The 18,132-nt window shown below is 40.8% G+C and carries 16 protein-coding genes; 7 read left to right on the forward strand and 9 right to left on the reverse strand.

Annotated elements, in window-relative coordinates; all coding sequences use genetic code 11:
- Positions 1–19: 19 nt before the first annotated feature.
- From PVK63_RS11825 to mgtE, 6 genes are all read left to right on the forward strand, one after another.
- Complete coding sequence (locus tag PVK63_RS11825; RefSeq protein WP_422836555.1) at positions 20–1,447, forward strand: RNA polymerase factor sigma-54; 1,428 nt, start codon at positions 20–22, stop codon at positions 1,445–1,447.
- A gap of 19 nt (positions 1,448–1,466) precedes the next feature.
- Positions 1,467–1,754 (forward strand): ribosome hibernation promoting factor, encoded by a 288-nt coding sequence (hpf, locus tag PVK63_RS11830; protein WP_130044396.1) that lies wholly within the window; start codon positions 1,467–1,469, stop codon positions 1,752–1,754.
- Between the two features lies 1 nt (position 1,755).
- Positions 1,756–2,199: a PTS IIA-like nitrogen regulatory protein PtsN gene (gene ptsN, locus PVK63_RS11835; protein ID WP_130046923.1), complete on the forward strand. Its 444-nt coding sequence runs from the start codon at positions 1,756–1,758 to the stop codon at positions 2,197–2,199.
- A gap of 19 nt (positions 2,200–2,218) precedes the next feature.
- Positions 2,219–3,073 (forward strand): RNase adapter RapZ, encoded by an 855-nt coding sequence (gene rapZ / locus PVK63_RS11840; protein WP_130086898.1) that lies wholly within the window; start codon positions 2,219–2,221, stop codon positions 3,071–3,073.
- A gap of 2 nt (positions 3,074–3,075) precedes the next feature.
- On the forward strand, positions 3,076–3,354 hold the full coding sequence (locus PVK63_RS11845) for an HPr family phosphocarrier protein (protein WP_130086897.1): 279 nt from the start codon (positions 3,076–3,078) through the stop codon (positions 3,352–3,354).
- A gap of 150 nt (positions 3,355–3,504) precedes the next feature.
- Entirely contained in the window at positions 3,505–4,860 is a 1,356-nt protein-coding gene (mgtE, locus tag PVK63_RS11850) for a magnesium transporter (RefSeq protein ID WP_130086896.1), read from the forward strand.
- 84 nt (positions 4,861–4,944) lie between these two features.
- Here the strand turns inward: mgtE and pmbA are convergent, their stop codons facing one another.
- On the reverse strand, positions 4,945–6,288 hold the full coding sequence (pmbA, locus tag PVK63_RS11855; RefSeq protein ID WP_130044441.1) for a metalloprotease PmbA: 1,344 nt from the start codon (positions 6,286–6,288) through the stop codon (positions 4,945–4,947).
- Between the two features lie 118 nt (positions 6,289–6,406).
- Between pmbA and yjgA the strand changes: the two genes are divergently transcribed.
- Positions 6,407–6,937, forward strand: a complete 531-nt coding sequence (gene yjgA / locus PVK63_RS11860; RefSeq protein ID WP_165367117.1) for a ribosome biogenesis factor YjgA — start codon at positions 6,407–6,409, stop codon at positions 6,935–6,937.
- Between the two features lie 245 nt (positions 6,938–7,182).
- Here yjgA and tldD read toward each other — a convergent pair whose 3' ends face one another.
- The 8 genes from tldD to PVK63_RS11900 all read right to left on the reverse strand — a co-directional run bounded on the left by tldD (position 7,183) and on the right by PVK63_RS11900 (position 18,090).
- Positions 7,183–8,628 (reverse strand): metalloprotease TldD, encoded by a 1,446-nt coding sequence (gene tldD / locus PVK63_RS11865; RefSeq protein ID WP_130086895.1) that lies wholly within the window; start codon positions 8,626–8,628, stop codon positions 7,183–7,185.
- A gap of 111 nt (positions 8,629–8,739) precedes the next feature.
- Positions 8,740–9,558, reverse strand: a complete 819-nt coding sequence (locus PVK63_RS11870; RefSeq protein ID WP_130086894.1) for a carbon-nitrogen hydrolase family protein — start codon at positions 9,556–9,558, stop codon at positions 8,740–8,742.
- A gap of 148 nt (positions 9,559–9,706) precedes the next feature.
- Positions 9,707–13,579 carry a YhdP family protein gene (locus PVK63_RS11875; protein WP_130086893.1) on the reverse strand — a complete coding sequence of 1,291 codons (3,873 nt, stop codon included), beginning with the start codon at positions 13,577–13,579 and terminating at the stop codon, positions 9,707–9,709.
- 13 nt (positions 13,580–13,592) lie between these two features.
- The gene (rng, locus tag PVK63_RS11880) at positions 13,593–15,062 is read right to left on the reverse strand and encodes a ribonuclease G (protein WP_130044405.1); all 1,470 of its coding nucleotides are present in this window, start codon (positions 15,060–15,062) and stop codon (positions 13,593–13,595) included.
- 19 nt (positions 15,063–15,081) lie between these two features.
- On the reverse strand, positions 15,082–15,675 hold the full coding sequence (locus PVK63_RS11885; protein WP_274440494.1) for a Maf family protein: 594 nt from the start codon (positions 15,673–15,675) through the stop codon (positions 15,082–15,084).
- Between the two features lie 9 nt (positions 15,676–15,684).
- Positions 15,685–16,176: a rod shape-determining protein MreD gene (gene mreD, locus PVK63_RS11890; RefSeq protein ID WP_130044407.1), complete on the reverse strand. Its 492-nt coding sequence runs from the start codon at positions 16,174–16,176 to the stop codon at positions 15,685–15,687.
- Positions 16,166–17,023 (reverse strand): rod shape-determining protein MreC, encoded by an 858-nt coding sequence (gene mreC / locus PVK63_RS11895; protein ID WP_274440495.1) that lies wholly within the window; start codon positions 17,021–17,023, stop codon positions 16,166–16,168. The genes mreD and mreC overlap by 11 nt, the downstream gene beginning before the upstream one ends.
- A 23-nt stretch (positions 17,024–17,046) precedes the next feature.
- Positions 17,047–18,090, reverse strand: a complete 1,044-nt coding sequence (locus PVK63_RS11900) for a rod shape-determining protein (protein ID WP_130044409.1) — start codon at positions 18,088–18,090, stop codon at positions 17,047–17,049.
- Positions 18,091–18,132: the final 42 nt, after the last annotated feature.

An 18,132-nucleotide genomic window follows, 5' to 3' on the forward strand; every position in this document is an offset into this window, starting at 1 on the left:
AATGGGCCAACAACTTGCTATGACGCCTCAGTTACAGCAAGCAATACGATTATTACAATTGTCGACCCTTGACCTACAGCAAGAGATTCAAGAAGCTCTCGACTCTAATCCTCTCCTTGATGTTGAAGAAGAGCAATTAAGTACGCCTGAAAGTTTATTATCTCCAGAGCCAACGCCTGAAAAAGAAACTGCAAGTGCAGAACAAGAAGATCCTATTACTGACAGTAGCGATGTTATTGAAAGCAATAATATTTCAGAAGAGCTTGAAATGGATGCGAGCTGGGATGATGTATATAGCGCTAACAGTGGCAGTACAGGGTTAGCTATTGATGATGATACGCCATTATATCAGGGTGAAACGACTGAAAGCCTGCAAGACTATTTAATGTGGCAGGCGGATTTGACCCCTTTCAGTGATATTGACCGTACTATTGCAACCACCATTATTGAATCATTAGATGACTATGGTTATTTAACCATCAGTCTTGATGACGTATTAGAAAGCCTTGGTAATGATGATGTTGAAATGGATGAGGTTGAGGTCGTATTAAAACGCATTCAACAATTTGATCCATTAGGCGTAGCTTCACGCGATCTTGCTGAATGCTTAATGTTACAACTTGCCACCTATCCAGCGGACACACCTTGGCTTCAAGAAACAAGATTGATCTTAACCAATTACATTAATCTATTAGGTAATCGTGACTACCGACAATTAGCAAAAGAGACTAAGCTTAAAGAGACTGACTTAAAACAAGTCATGATGCTAATTCATGAACTTGATCCTAGGCCTGGAAATCGAGTTATTGACACTGACACAGAATACGTTATTCCTGACGTTTCTGTCTTTAAGCATAATGGCAAATGGGTTGTGACGATTAACCCAGACAGTGTACCTCGCTTAAAAGTAAATGCAGAATATGCCGCATTAGGTAAAGGATTAGGTAACAGTCCTGACGGACAATTTATTCGAACCAATTTGCAAGAGGCAAAGTGGTTAATTAAAAGCTTAGAGAGCAGAAACGAGACGCTGCTCAAAGTTGCGCGTTGTATAGTTGAACATCAACAAGATTTCTTCGAATATGGTGAAGAAGCGATGAAGCCAATGGTGCTCAATGACATCGCTTTAGACGTTGAAATGCACGAATCAACGATATCTCGTGTAACAACACAAAAATTCATGCATACCCCTCGTGGTATTTTTGAATTAAAATATTTCTTCTCTAGTCATGTTAGTACGGATAATGGGGGTGAGTGTTCATCTACCGCTATTCGAGCACTAGTGAAAAAGTTGGTCGCGGCTGAGAATCAAGCCAAACCGTTAAGTGACAGTAAAATCGCAACCTTATTAGCTGAACAAGGTATCCAAGTTGCACGACGCACCATAGCTAAATATCGTGAATCACTAGGTATTGCCCCATCGAATCAGCGTAAGCGTTTACTTTAATTAACAGAAAGGAAGTGTTATGCAAATAAACATCACAGGTCAAAACGTCGAACTAACCGATAGCCTTCGTGAGTATGTCGATACCAAATTCCAAAAACTCGATCGCTTTTTTGAACACATTAACAATGTCCATGTTGTACTAAAATTAGAAAAAGTACTGCATGTAGCCGAAGCAACACTTCATGTAAATCAAGGTGACATACACGCCCATTCTGACGCAGAAGATATGTATGCCGCTATTGATGGTTTGGTGGACAAGCTCGTTCGCCAGCTCAATAAACATAAAGAAAAACTAAGTAGTCATTAACATGCAATTAAGCACCATTCTTTCATTGGACTGCACTAAAAGCGCAGTCCAATGCTCAAGTAAAAAACGCGCATTAGAACTTATCAGTGAAATTGCGGCACCCAAAATTGGGCAAAACCCTCAAGACTTATTCGAAAGTTTACTCAGTCGAGAAAAAATGGGCAGTACAGGAATTGGCAATGGTATTGCCATTCCACACGGTCGAATTTTTAACTGTGATAATGCCGTTGCTGTCTTACTTCAGTGCCAAGAACCGATCGAATTTGATGCCATAGATAATCGTCCTGTCGATGTACTCTTTGCCTTACTTGTCCCTGATGAGCAATGTAAATTTCACCTACAAACACTCTCTTGTGTTGCTGAAAAACTCAATGATAAGCACGTCTTACGTCAACTTCGTCATGCCGAGAGTGATCAAGACCTATATCAAATTTTCACATCTTAATATACGCAAAGGTCACATAATGAAACTCATGGTAGTTAGTGGTAACTCTGGTGCGGGTAAATCCGTTGCACTTCGAGTATTAGAAGATTTAGGGTATTATTGTGTCGATAACCTCCCTATTGATCTTCTTACTCAGTTTGTCGAGTCCATTCAACACACCGCTCAAAATGTGGCCGTAAGCATCGATATTCGAAATCTACCAAAAGATCCGCTATTACTGACCAATACCTTAACTGAACTGAAAAAAAATCATGATGTAACTGTCGTTTTCTTAGACGCTGAAAATAAAGAATTGATTAAGCGTTATAGTGAAACTCGTCGCTTGCATCCACTCTCTTTAACTGGCGAACAATGTTCACTAGAGCAAGCCGTCGCATTAGAAAAAAATATTCTATGTAACTTTAAAGAAGGTGCTGATTTGGTTCTTGATACCACAACTAAATCCATTCATGACTTAAGTGAAACTTTACGTTCCCGTATTCTAGGTCGAGAATCAAAAGAATTAGTTATGGTGTTTGAATCTTTTGGTTTTAAGCACGGCTTACCCACCGATGCGGACTATGTTTTTGATGTCCGATTTTTACCTAATCCTCATTGGGAACCAAACCTAAGACCAATGACAGGATTAGATAAACCCGTTGCCGACTTTCTAGCTGGGTATGATGAAGTCATTCAACTTAAAGAACAAATTCAGCAATTTTTAACCACTTGGTTACCCGCACTAGAAAAAAATAACCGCAGTTATTTAACCGTTGCGATTGGTTGTACTGGTGGGCAACACCGTTCTGTCTATATAACCCAGCAGCTTGGTGAGTACTTTAAACAGCAAGGGCAACAAGTGCAAATTCGTCATAAAACACTAGAGAGGCACTAACAATGCCAATTTCATCCCGTCACCTATTGATAAAAAATCGGCTTGGGTTACATGCTAGAGCAGCCATCAAATTAGTTGAAATGGCACAAAGCTTTGATGCAGTAATCACTCTAACCAATGACGAGAAAAAACAGGCAACTGCTGATGGTGTCATGGGGCTGCTAATGCTGGACTCAGCACAAGGGCAGTATGTTGATGTTTCTGCTGATGGGCCTGATGCTGAGCAAGCACTCAATGCTATTTGCGAACTAATTAAAGCGGGTTTTGACGAAGATGAGTAGATAATACTCATCTCAACACCTGTTTAACCCAATCCTTACAAAATTCACTTATCGCGCCCTCCAAATTGCGTTACTATTCAGCCCATTATCTAATCTAAATTGTCTATACTCATTATTCGAGTTAGAAATCGGTTTTCTATGGGGGAGAGTATGCAAGAGCTACAAGATTTCGATCAAACCCATCAAACTCTTCAAGAAGTATCTAATGCGCTTGATAGTGGGATGTTTGTCCATGTTCGTCGTTTATTACAAGACATGGAACCCGAGGATATTGCCCATCTATTAGAAGCCTCGCCCAGAAAAAGCCGTAACGTATTATGGCAATTAACCGATCCTGAAGATTACGGTGAAATCCTTGATGAGCTATCAGAAGGCGTAAAAGATGGTATCGTCTCTCAAATGGCACTTGAGAGCATCGTCGAAGCAACTGAAGGCATGGAGACAGATGATGTTGCCTACGTTCTTCGTAGCTTGCCTAACGACCTCTCGCGCGAAGTATTAAGTCAAATGGATACGGTTGATCGCTTCCGCGTTGAAACCGCTCTATCTTATCCAGAAGACACCGCTGGCGGTATGATGAATACCGACTTCATTACCATTCGTGCTGATGTAGAGATCGATGTTGTCCTTCGCTACCTTCGCATGAAAGGCGAATTGCCAGAAGCAACCGATGCTCTGTATGTATTGGATGAAGAAAGCCGTTTAATTGGTCACTTATCCTTAACCACCATTCTTACAGCACAACCTGATGTACTGGTTAGTGATGTAATGGATGATGCCGATGAAGCGATCCCAGTAAATACCGACGATGGCGAAGTAGCTAATTTATTTGAACGTCGTAACTGGATATCGGCACCCGTTGTTGATGAAAATAACCTACTTTTAGGCCGTATTACTATTGATGACGTTGTCGATGTTATTCGTGAAGATGCCGAACACTCAATGATGAGCATGGCCGGTATGGATGACGAAGAAGACACCTTTGCACCCGTAGTGAAATCAGCACGCCGTCGTAGTGTTTGGCTCGGAATGAATGTACTTGCGGCCCTTGCAGCTGCTTCTGTTTCAAATATGTTTGAAGCCACTTTAGCGCAAATGGCATCCATCGCTGTACTTATGACCATTGTACCTTCAATGGGTGGAGTAGCAGGTAACCAAACCGTTGCTCTGGTTATTCGAGGTCTTGCCGTTGGTCATATTGGTGACAGTAACAAAAAAGAACTGCTGATGAAGGAAGCTGGAATTGGGGTACTTAATGGTATTCTTTGGGCTGCGATTATTGGTGGTATTGTGATGGTTTGGAAAGGCGACATCATGCTTGGCGCGATTATCTCCGCAGCCATGTTAGTTAACTTAACCATTGCCGGAGTTGCTGGCGTATCGATTCCTTTAATTCTTAAAAAGATGAATATCGATCCTGCCTTAGCTGGTGGTATGGCATTAACCACCATTACCGATGTTATCGGCCTATTTGCTTTCCTTGGCCTAGCAACTATCCTGATGTAATTTTGATTTTTATATCACATAAAAAAAGCGCGCTCTCATTTAATGATTGCGCGCTTTTTTGTTTATAATTTATTTGTGTTACGACTACTGACCAGCAATTTTCATTGATTCAATTAAGATAGAACCGGTTTGAATTTGTGAACGTGTTTCTACATCATTACCTACAGCAACAATATTGTGGTACATATCAGCAAGGTTACCTGCAATGGTAATTTCAGAAACTGGATATTGGATCTCACCATTCTCAACCCAGAAACCCGCCGCACCACGAGAGTAATCACCCGTTACTGTATTGACACCCTGCCCCATAAGCTCTGTCACTAAAAGGCCAGTGCCCATGGTTTTTAGCATTTGCTCGAAGCTTTGCCCTGTAGATTTAACAAACCAGTTATGGATACCACCAGCGTGGCCTGTTGGTGTCATATTTAATTTTCGCGCCGCATAACTTGTTAATAAGTACGTAGCTAATACACCATCGGTAATAATCTCACGATCTTGCGTGTATAGACCTTCACTATCAAATGGGCTACTTGCTAGGCCTTTTAGAATATGTGGGCGCTCACTCACATTAAACCATTCAGGTAAAATCTTCTCATTTAGCTTATCAAGCATAAACGTCGATTTACGATATAAGTTAGCACCACTGATCGCCATGACAAGATGCCCTAATAAGCCAGTCGCAACATCTGCTGCAAACATAACAGGAACTCTCATCGTCTCTAGCTTTTTAGCATCTAAACGACTCACGGTACGCTCAGCAGCTTCTAAACCAACCTTTTTCGCATCCCATAAATCATCACGATGACGAGCAACGGTATAGCTATAATCGCGTTCCATGTCACCATTTTTATCGACACCAATCACACTACAACTGATGCTATGACGGCTTGATGGGTAACTTGCTAACATGCCATGGCTATTACCATAGACCTTAATACCATAGTGGCTATCGTAACTTGCACCATCACTCTGTTTAATTGAAGAGTGGTACTCTAATGCTGCTTGTTCTGCTTCAATGGCTTTTTGTGCTGCATAATCCGGCTCAGGATCGTCTGGATGAAACAAATCTAAATCAGGAATATTTTGAGCCATTAGCTCTTTTGGCGCAGGTCCAGAAAATGGGTCTTCAGACGTATAGTTTGCAATATCTAGCGCAGCAGCAACCGTCTGCTGAATCGCTTTATCACTAAGATCAGACGTCGATGCACTGCCTTTACGGTGACCACGATAAACGGTAATACCTAATGCACCATCACGATTAAATTCAACGTTTTCAACCTCTCCCATTAAAGTTGATACGCTAATACCTGTCGTTTTAGTGATTGCTACTTCTGCAGCGCTTGCGTGCTTTGTCGCCATTTCTAGCGCTTTGGCTACTGCTGCTTCAAGTTCTATTTTTTGATTCATCATTTGGGCTTTTGCATCCATAACATCAGACTGAATATATACATTTTTACTAGAATAACACTCTATGTGATAAATTTGCGCCCAATTCTCCATTTATCTTGCTAAAATAGAGAGAATCACCCATTAAAGAATGAATATCATGGCACGTAAAAATCAAAAAGCACCTTGGGAAGAAGAAGAAGAGATCATCTGGGTAAGCAGAACCGAGATGAAAAACGACATGGAAGACTTACAAAAGCTAGGCGAAGAATTGGTGGGTTTAAAACCATCTGTTCTTGCTAAGTTCCCATTATCAGAAGACTTGCAAGTCGCAATCGCTGATGCGCAACGCTTTAAGAACGAAGCAAAACGCCGCCAATTACAATACATTGGTAAATTAATGCGTCTTGAAGATCCTGAGCCAATTCAATTAGCTCTAGATAAAATTCGTAATAAGCACTCACAAACTACAATTGCACTTCAAAAATTAGAGATCCTACGTGACCGTATGATCGAAACACCAGATGTGGTAATTGAAGAAGTTATGGTGAGATACCCAGAAGCAGATCGCCAACGCTTCCGCCAACTTGCTCGCCAAGCACAAAAAGAAAAAGCATCGAAAAAGCCGCCAAAAGCGTATCGAGAAATTTTTCAAGTATTAAAAGATCTATACTTAGACGAAGATTTATAAGTCTTATACCAATCACAGTAAGTAAGAGATCAGAAATAGCGCAGGAAAAATGCTTGAGAACAAGGCGAAATTTTTCGATACGTAGTTATTCTACAATCAAAAATTTCAACGTAGTTATCGAGCATTTTAACCAGTTAGGATGACCAATTATTTACTACGATTGGTATTATCTAAAAAGCACAAGGGCCACGTATCTTTTAATACGTGGCCCTTTCTTATAGGTATCGCATAATTTTAACTGGCTGTTACTCAGTACCGCCAACCGTTAAGGCATCCAGTTTTAATGTCGGTTGACCAACACCAACAGGTACGCTTTGTCCTGCTTTACCACAAACACCAACACCGCGATCAAGTGATAAATCATTACCAACCATTGAGATCTGCTGCATTGCTTCAATCCCAGAACCAATTAAGGTAGCGCCTTTAACTGGGCGAGTAATTTTACCATTTTCAATTAAGTACGCTTCTGATGCAGAGAATACAAATTTACCTGACGTAATATCAACCTGACCACCACCAAAGTTTGGTGCGTAAATACCATTTTTAACCGTTGAGATAATCTCTTCTGGTGTATGTTCACCCGGTAGCATATAAGTATTTGTCATACGTGGCATAGGTAAATGAGCGTACGATTCACGACGACCATTACCCGTTGGTGCTACACCCATTAAACGTGCATTCAGCTTATCTTGCATATAGCCTTTTAATACACCGTTTTCAATTAACGTATTATATTGACCCGCTACACCTTCATCATCCACATTTAATGAACCACGGCGATCTGCTATGGTGCCATCATCAACGATAGTACATACCGAAGAGGTAACTTGCTCACCAATCTTGCCTGAAAATACCGATGAACCTTTACGGTTAAAGTCACCTTCAAGACCATGTCCAACCGCCTCATGTAATAAAACACCCGGCCAACCAGAACCAAGTACGACAGGCATCATACCGGCAGGTGCTGCATCAGCATCAAGGTTCACAAGTGCTTGACGGATCGCTTCATCAGCAAATTCTAACGCGATAGATTTACCATTTACCTCGGTTAAGAAATAATCGTAACCATAACGGCCACCACCACCCGCACTACCACGTTCACGCTTATCACCACGCTGAACTAATACGCTAATAGATAAACGCACCAATGGGCGAATATCCGCAGCATACGTACCATCTAAAGCAGCAACCAACATTTGTTCGTAAACACCACTGATGCTTGCTGATACTTCTTGAACAAGTGGTTCTTTTGCTCGAATGTACGCATCTACTTCTTCAAGTAGGGCAATTTTTTGTTGCTTATCCAAGCTATTAAGTGGATTGATTGGCGCATAAAACTGAGGAATAGTTTGCGCTGAAAACGCCTTAACTCTGCCTTCTCCACCTTGTTGAACAATACCACGAGCCGCTTTAGCGCTTTGAGTTAATGCTTCAAGATTAATTTGGTCTGAATACGCAAAGCCTGTTTTTTCACCGGCAACGGCACGAATACCCACACCACGGTCGATATTAAAAGAACCATCTTTAATAATGCTGTCTTCGAGTACTAACGATTCATGCCAGCAAGATTGAAAATAGATATCAGCATAGTCTACGTCTCTTTTTGCGATGGTACTTAAGGTCTGAGACAGTTCTTGCTGACCGATCCCTGCTTGACTCAATAAGGACTGTTCTACTTCTTGCAAACTCATTCGAGGTACTCTTGTTAAGAATTTAAGATCTAGGATCTAATTATGAATAAAAAAGAATGGCTTTTATAGTGAAACTCACTCTTTTATTAAATAAAACGGTAACAATCGCGATTAGTTAAGCTGACAATGCAATCTCGAATGCTGAACAACTGGCATTTTTCTACGTATCGCTCTTAGATGCGAAAGGTCAAGCTCTGCAGTAATTACTCCTGTGCCTTCTTTTTGGGCTGTTACTTTATTTCCCCAAGGATCAACAACCATTGAGTGACCCCATGTTTCTCGTCCTGAACCATGATTGCCCCATTGACCTGCAGCAAGGATCCAACATTGTGTCTCTATTGCTCTTGAACGCAATAATATATCCCAATGGGCGTAACCTGTTACTTTAGTAAATGCAGCAGGGACAACAATAATTTCAGCTCCTTGCTGACGAAGTTCACTATATAACTGTGGAAAGCGCACATCATAGCAAATGGATAGGCCGATCTTGCCAAACGGCGTCTCTACTACTTTGACTTCATTACCGGGAGTAAATGTATCTGACTCTCGATAGCTATGGTGACCATCTTCGATTTCAACATCAAACATATGCAATTTATTATAGTGCTCGACAAGTTCACCATTATCATTAAACACTAAGCACGTCGTCGACAAGCTACCATCATGATTACGAATAGGAAAAGAACCAACAATAAGCCAAAGCTGGTAACGCCTCGCTAGATCAGATAACTCTTGCTGTAAACCCCCCGTACCTAGCGATTCAGCATGACGCTCATAATCTTCTTTTTTCCCAAAGACAATGCTATTTTCTGGCGTTAAAGCAAGTTTTGCTCCTTGCTGTTGCAACCCTTTCAGCTTGAGATTTAATTGCTTCATATTCTCTTCAGGATTTGAGCCTGAATTCATCTGTACTACACCAATCTTCTTCATCTTATATCCTTACACTGATGCTGCAATTTATGTCTTACTCTAATCGATTTGTTCTAGGTAATTATCTGATCAACGACTTATTCAAATAGGCATCATCATTTGAATACTATTTAAGAAAAAACAACCCCACCACTTGGTGAGGTTATTATTATTTTTCCGTTTTCTCTGGTAATTGATATTCACCTTGGCTACGCGAAAGCTCTTTAACTGTTGGCGACTCCAATGGCCCTTCTACCTTGTAATTAACTTGAGTAATTACATCAATAACAGGTGCAATTGCGGTGGCTACCGCAAGCACTATAATCGCCGTCTGAGGAGCCACAGCAAAGGCGGTAATAATAGGTATCCCAGAGGTTAAGTCGGGGGTGAATTTCACTTCCGCATCAACGAGACGAGTATTTAAGTCCGCTTTACCTTTGATTATCATTTCACCTGCAACCGCGTCCATCGTTAGGTTATTACTCACAAAAATACCTTCGCGCATTTTTCCGCTGCCTGTGATCGAATTAAACGCCATGCCATCATCAAAGACGTCTCTAAAGTCCAATTTCATTTTACGAATGATGGAATCAATACTAAATAGCCCAAGAAAACGAGCCGCCCCTTTGACGTCAGTAATTACCCCTTCACCGAGCGTTGACGCTAACTCTCCAGATAAAGTATTAACTTGAATGCTCCATGGCGCACCATCCCAATTAAGATCCGCATCCATACTGTAGCTGGCTTTTTGAACACCAGAACTGATCCCAAATCGAGCCAGTAATTCAGAGTTATTCTTTCCTGACGCAGTCATTTTAAAGGCAGAATGGCTTTTCTCTTTATTTAGCACCCAGCTGCCAGACATCGCCAATTTATTCTCACCACTGGTGATATTTAACTTATCTAGATAAAAAGCATCGCCTTTTTTATGCAGTTTGGTATCTACTTTTCCAAGCTTATAGCCTTGAATCCACGAATCTCTAATCGTTAACTCTAGATTAGGCATTAAACGAAAAAACTCACGATCAAACTCAGAAATAAGTGGGTCGTCTACTTTTGCTCGATTCAACCCTCTTTGATTTTCAGGCTTATCTAGACTAGGAATAAAAATATGTAGGTTATCTAATTGCACTAATAAATCGTCATTTCCTTTCCAACTGGCTTTGCCATCGACTTCTTGGCTTTGCACTTGTGCATACCAGCCTTGAGACTTCTTACGCGCATCAATACTGACATCATTCCAATCTAAACTCGCTACTCGTAATGACTTCACTTTTGCATCAATCCGAGTCGGTGTCGGAATCGTAGGGAAATGACTGACCGATGATGATTTCGATGCACTTTGTGCTTTTTCTTTTGCCAAAATAGGTTCAGATAACCAAGTATCTAAATCAAATGTCTTGGTATTAATGGAAGCAGATTGTCCCACAACAGGACTCACCTTAAAGTTACCTCGACCAACGATGACATGACTGGCAGTAATAACTGGCTCTGAACTTGAGATATTTATTTCTGCTTGGTATTTAGCATTAGGTAACGTTAAGCGGCCAGAAAGTTTTTCTGAGTTACCAGACACTTGTAATAATGCCTGTTCCGTTGTTCCTTTTTCCAGCATTAATGGATATGGCAGTGTTGATGCCATATCTCCTAACGCTGCATTAACGCCAATTTGATAAGTGAAACCGACATCAGCCACTTGCAAATTAATGTTTGAACTCCATGAAGATACACCACTGACTTTGTCCATCATTGGAGAATCTATGTAGTCTTTTAACGGGGATACCTTCCACTTTCCTTTTGTTTCAATCGCAACACTATAAAAATCAGATTGTGCTTCACCATCAAATGATAAGGTGACTGGTTGTCCCAATAATGACGCTTTAATTCCTGATGATTTAACCACGTCATTATCAAACTCAATTCGCCCCTTAGCGTCTGTTAATACTATATTTGGGGATTGCAGCTCAATGTGGTTGCCCGCTAAATCGGCATAACCCCAAGCTCTAACGTCTTCTCCGGAAAAAGGAATATCCAGTCGCAGTAAAGCATCAACTCGATTATTTACATGAATACTGTTTAATGCTGCACCCACAGAATCAACCAATGGTGTCGCTGTCATGTATTCTCGCACTGCTTTACCAGAGCCATTAGCTGTCGCACGAATGGTGAGTTTTCCATCTTCGGATAAATTAGCAATACGCCCTGTCACACGGGTAGCATGGACATCCATTAAATCGGCAGAATGTGAGCTTAAGAACATTGAGGCATTTTGAAACAGTAAGTCTAACTGTAAATTTGTTAGCGGAGGCCAGGCCGTATCAAACGAAAACTGAGCATTTTTCAACCCCACTTTAACTTGGAAAATACCGTCATATTTTGTATATGGAAAATCACCTAATTCGCCATACCACAGTAATTGCACCGTCTTAGCACTTCCGCCTTGCACCGCCGAAGAGAGATAATCCGTTAAGTCTTGCCCTAATGCTAACGTTGGTAAATAGCGCCACGTTTGATCCGCATTAAAGGCATCCGCTTCGGCATAAAAAGAAAGTACAGAGGGCTTATCTTTAGGGAAATCTAAACGAAACTCCCCTTTAGCTTGTAGGTCAGGCGTTGCTACATTGATGTAATCTGACCACAAACGCCACCCTTCATTATTCACTTCCCAATAAATACTCACATCACCATGGGTTATATTTAAAGGTGCTTGGAATACGTCACCATAAGGCAAGGTATCGTCTACCAATGATAACTTTGCTTCGCCTTTTTCAGCATCACCAGCAATAAGTACATCTAACTTATGAAAGCCTGGAAGTAACTCCCATTGTTGCATTCCTGCTGCATGAATTGATGCGGAATAACTTAATCCTGTACTATGATCAAATTCAACACGGATATCATTAATGCTGCCTTTTGGATCTAACGTAGTGAGAAGATCGGTAATATTATCTTGAGAGGCTGGTAATAATGTTTTTAAACTTAATACACTTTTAAGATCAATGTGAATAAGGTTTAAAATCCACTTTTCAGGCTGCCATGTAAAGCTACCTGAGATCTTAGGCCATAAGCTTGATTGATGCTTTATCTGAACATCTGATGCAAATACCTTCCATCCTTGCTTATCAGGTTGAAGCTCAAAAACGCCCCCTTCGACGCTTGCTTGGTGAACCTGTTTATCTTCAACCCAATTAAGATAAGAAGGAGAGGCTTCCACTAATGCATCTATAGGTTGGCCATCTTTAAATGATAGCCATGCATTAGCCGATATTTCACCTTGGGTAACCCCATATTCTTTTTTAATCTCTTCCGTGATCCATGGTGTTACTTGAATATTTTTTGCTTCAATATAAAAATGGCCATCTAAACTTTTAAACGTGCCTTTTTCTTTAAAATTCGCGATGATTTTAAGTTGATTAATCTCACTTCCTACAACACTAACGACGCCTTCAGCTAAATGCTTTCTACGCTCATTTCGCCACTGTAGCGAGTCAATTTGTACCGTTTTATCTGTTCCATCCAGTGCAACAAACGCAACTTGTGAGTTCTTCACTGAGAAATGATTTAGACGAACTAAAAAGATATCCTCTAATCGTTTAGCTAATGAGTTATCTTCCTTGGCTTCCGTCTCATCTTTTGGGGTATTCGGTTCAGTAGAGCTATTCCCTAATGACGTCAGATCCGCATTAAGTTTATCAATGCGTAAATCTGCAAATTGTGGCTGTCTTGCCCATAGAGAAGAGAGGATATTTAATTGAATTTCGACTTCTTTAACTGAAATAATTTCATCACCAGAGACAGGGTCAATCGCTTTCAGTTTTTGAAGATTTAATGAAGGGTTGGTATTTCGCCAACGGCCATCTAACTCACCAATAGAGATAGAAAAACCAGTCGCTTTAGAAAGAAATGCTTCAATTTCAGGTTGATATTGATTCAAAGAGGGAAGAAACAGACGCAAGCTGGTTATGACTAATGCTGCTAGTAAAAATACCAGCAGCAATAATCCCATCAAGCAACGTTCGAAACGAATTAACTTAGTGGTCACGTATTATTATTCTCTACATCATTACAACATCAAACTGCTCTTGAATATACAAAGGCTCCGCTTGAATTTTGACCTGTTTACCAATAAAGAGTTCGAGCTCCGCTAATGCATGGGATTCCTCTCCCTCAAGAGCATCAGCAACAGCTACCGAGGCATAAACAACAAACTTATCAGAATCATAAGCTCGGTTTACTCGTGTGATTTCACGCAATATCTCATAGCACACACTCTCAACCGTCTTAACGGCACCACGTCCTTCACACGTAGGACACTGACCACATAGAATATGTTCAATACTTTCTCGAGTGCGTTTTCGAGTCATTTCAACAAGACCAAGTTGAGTAAACCCATTGATGTTGGTTTTTACTCGATCTTTCTCTAGTGCTGACCCTAAAGATTGAAGTACTCGACGACGATGTTCTTCGCTCAGCATATCAATGAAATCAATAATGATGATCCCACCTAAATTGCGTAAACGAAGTTGACGAGCAATGGCTTGAGTCGCTTCAATATTGGTGTTGAAAATGGTTTCTTCTAAATTACGACGTCCAACAAAAGCACCGGTATTAATATCAACCGTTGTCATGGCTTCGGTTTGGTCGATAATTAAGTAACCACCCGACTTCAATTCAACCTTACGATCAAGTGCACGCTGAATTTCATTTTCCGTTTCGTACATATCGAAAATCGGTTTATCACCAGCATAATATTCAAGCTTCTTAGTCAGCTCAGGGACAAATTCTGTGGTAAATTCTTTTAACTTTTCAAAAGCCAATTTTGAATCAACGCGAATTAAATCCAATTCGGTGCCGACAAAATCACGCAAAATACGTTGGTCTAAACCTAACTCGCCATAAAGCATTGACTTCGTTTTACTCTTTTTACGTCGTTCAATAACTTTATGCCATAAACGCTTTAAGAAAGCGGCATCTTGTGAGATTTCTGCTTCACTGGCGCCTTCCGCAGCAGTTCGAATGATGAAACCACCAAACTCATCACAGTAATCAGAGACGGTATTCTTTAAGCGGTTACGTTCTTTCTCGCTTTCAATGCGTTGAGATACGCCAACATGGCTCGCCCCCGGCATAAAGACCAAGTAACGAGAAGGAAGGGTTATATCTGTCGTTAAACGAGCGCCTTTGGTCCCAAGCGGGTCTTTTACCACTTGAACAACCAAATCTTGTCCTTGATGAACAAGTTGAGAAATGTCTCTTACTTGGAATTGACGTTTTTCATTTTCAGATACACACTCGGTATGAGGGACAATATCCGAGGCGTGCAGAAAGGCGGCTTTATCTAAACCGATATCTATAAATGCAGCTTGCATACCCGGTAATACTCGGCTTACTCGGCCTTTATAAATATTACCCACAATACCACGTCGTGCTTCTCTTTCTACATGGATCTCTTGAAGCACGCCAGCTTCAATCATCGCAACACGAGTTTCACTCGGTGTTACGTTTATTAACAACTCTGTACTCATTGGAGCACCTCACTAATTTTTACAAAAATTGGTGTAAGAGCTGATCTGTTTCCATCAAAGGCAGTCCCATGACAGCGTGATAGCTGCCATCAATACGCGAGACAAATCGCCCACCACTACCTTGAATTCCGTATGAACCCGCTTTATCGCAAGGTTCACCACTTTCCCAATATTGTTCTATCTCTTGTTCTGAAAGTGGTCTAAACCACACCTGTGTTATTACTGTTTTGGTTTTTGTTGTTTCAGGTGTCGCTAGTGTTACAGCAGTCATTACTTGATGTTGACGACCAGACAGTGCTAAGAGCATTCTCTTAGCATCTTTAAAATCTTTTGGTTTTTCTAAAATAACACCATCGATAACTACGATGGTGTCAGAGCCCAATACTGGGACTGTTTTTTTCTCAATATGTTCTATTGTATTGCCTTCAGCTAGTGCTTTTATGCCTGCCTGAGCTTTATCTTTAGAAAGACGCTCTACATACATAAGAGGTGTCTCATGCGCTTGATGCACCTCTTCAACATCTACAGATAACACCTCAAATTGGTAACCTAATTGAGCTAGCAGCTCTTTTCTACGCGGTGAGCCAGAAGCTAAAAAAACTTGAGTTGCCATTCCCTGTCCTTATCGAATTGACCAATGACGACGTACTCTACGCATCAATAAAAATAACCATGGCCATAAAAGAAAGTTTAACACGCCAGCCCATAAAAAGTGTGCGTTAAAGGACACATCATGAACTAAAAATTCGCCCATAAACTCAATTATTTTACCTAAAAGCGTTAATCCTGAAAAAATAGCGGCTTGTTGCCATAATGCCAAATTTCTCAATAACTTAAAATTAGCGGCAACAAGGTAGATTAAGATTGCCATCGTCATACCACGAATACCTAATGTCGTCCCTAATAAGAGATCCCATAAGATACCCAAAATCATTGCTGTACCCACATTCACTCGATGTGGTAATGCGAGTACCCAATAAAACGTGACTAAGATAATCCAAGAAGGTCTCAATACTTCTAGCGTTCCTGGCCAAGGTGCAGCTTGCAAAATTAATGCGATTAAAAAAGAGAGCCAAATAATGATTCGACCACGCATTAAATGACTACTCGCCATCCGGTATCTCCTTGGCTTTTACTTCTGTTTCTGTTGGCCAAACTAATAATAAATAACGCAATTTATCAAATTCAACGGTTGTAGCTAATTCAATCGAAGCAAATGGACGCTTATTATCATTATCAATACTGGAAATATAACCAACAGGATATCCTTCAGGATAACGACCGCCCAGGCCTGAACTCACCAATAAATCACCAATTTCAATATCGGTATTCGTCGGAATATGTTCAAGTTGCATGGTATCTAAATGGCCTTTACCTGACGCAATAACGCGAATGTCATTTCGAACAATTTGAACAGGAATCGCATTGTTTGGATCCGTTAATAGCAATACTCGGCTATTATGCGCTCCAACATAGTTAATTTGGCCAACAATACCTTTATCGTTGATCACTGGTTGTCCTTCATACACACCATCGATCAAGCCTTTATCTATCATGACTTGATGAGTATAAGGTGCTGAATCAACAGCCATCACCTCGGTAACCATCTTCTTTTCATCTCGAATAAAAGGGGAACCAAGAAGATCACGTAAACGACTATTCTCTTGTTTTAGCTGTTCCAACAACAATAAATTACTGTTTTGAATAAAAATATCTTGCTTAAGTTTCTGATTTTCAAGCATGAGCGTATTTCGGCTATTAAACCGTTCATACATACCATCAAACATCGTACGAGGAAGGTTTGCTGCATAATGAATAGGGGCAACAAAACTATTAAGTAGGTAACGTATCTCAGAAAATGCATTTAAACGACTATCGGCCAGCATAAGGCTAGCCGATATCATTACAGCAATAAACAGGCGAAACTGTAGAGAAGGGCCTCTACCAAAGATTGGAGTCATGTCCACTCACCCGTTATTAATTATTACTCTTCACTAAAGAGATCGCCACCGTGCATGTCGATCATTTCTAATGCCTTACCGCCGCCACGAGCCACACAAGTCAGTGGTTCTTCAGCAACAACAACTGGAATGCCAGTCTCTTCAGTTAGAAGACGGTCTAAATCACGAAGTAGTGCACCACCACCAGTTAGAACCATACCGTGCTCTGAAATATCAGATGCTAGTTCAGGCGGACATTGCTCTAAAGCAACCATTACCGCAGAAACAATACCTGATAGAGGCTCTTGAAGTGCTTCTAAGATTTCATTTGAATTTAGCGTAAAGCTACGAGGAACACCTTCTGCAAGGTTACGACCACGAACTTCAATCTCACAAACATCATCACCAGGGTATGCAGAACCGATTTCATGCTTGATGCGCTCAGCGGTTGCTTCACCAATTAAGCTGCCGTAGTTACGACGAACATAGTTAATGATCGCTTCATCAAAACGGTCACCACCGATGCGAACTGAAGAAGAGTAAACCACACCATTTAATGAGATAACAGCAACTTCTGTCGTACCACCACCAATATCGATCACCATAGAACCTGTTGCTTCAGATACAGGTAAGCCCGCACCAATTGCCGCAGCCATAGGCTCATCGATAAGGTAAACTTCACGAGCACCCGCACCTTGTGCAGATTCACGAATAGCACGACGTTCAACTTGTGTAGAACCACAAGGAACACAAACCAATACACGAGGACTTGGACGTAATACGCTATTGTCATGCACTTGCTTGATAAAGTGTTGTAACATTTTTTCAGTTACATAGAAGTCAGCAATAACACCGTCTTTCATTGGACGGATAGCTGAAATGTTACCAGGAGTACGACCAAGCATTTGCTTTGCATCGTGACCTACAGCGGCAACACTTTTTGTTGCGCCACCACGGTCTTGACGGATAGCAACAACAGACGGTTCATCAAGAACAATACCTTGACCTTTTACATAGATAAGTGTGTTGGCAGTACCTAGATCGATCGAAAGATCGTTTGAAAACATGCCACGAAGTTTTTTAAACATAATCTTCGTATTTCCTGAAAACGTGAGAATGAGATAAATTTT

The organism is Aliivibrio sp. S2TY2, from assembly GCF_028765525.1.
In the GTDB taxonomy this organism is placed as follows: Bacteria; Pseudomonadota; Gammaproteobacteria; order Enterobacterales; family Vibrionaceae; genus Aliivibrio; species Aliivibrio finisterrensis_A.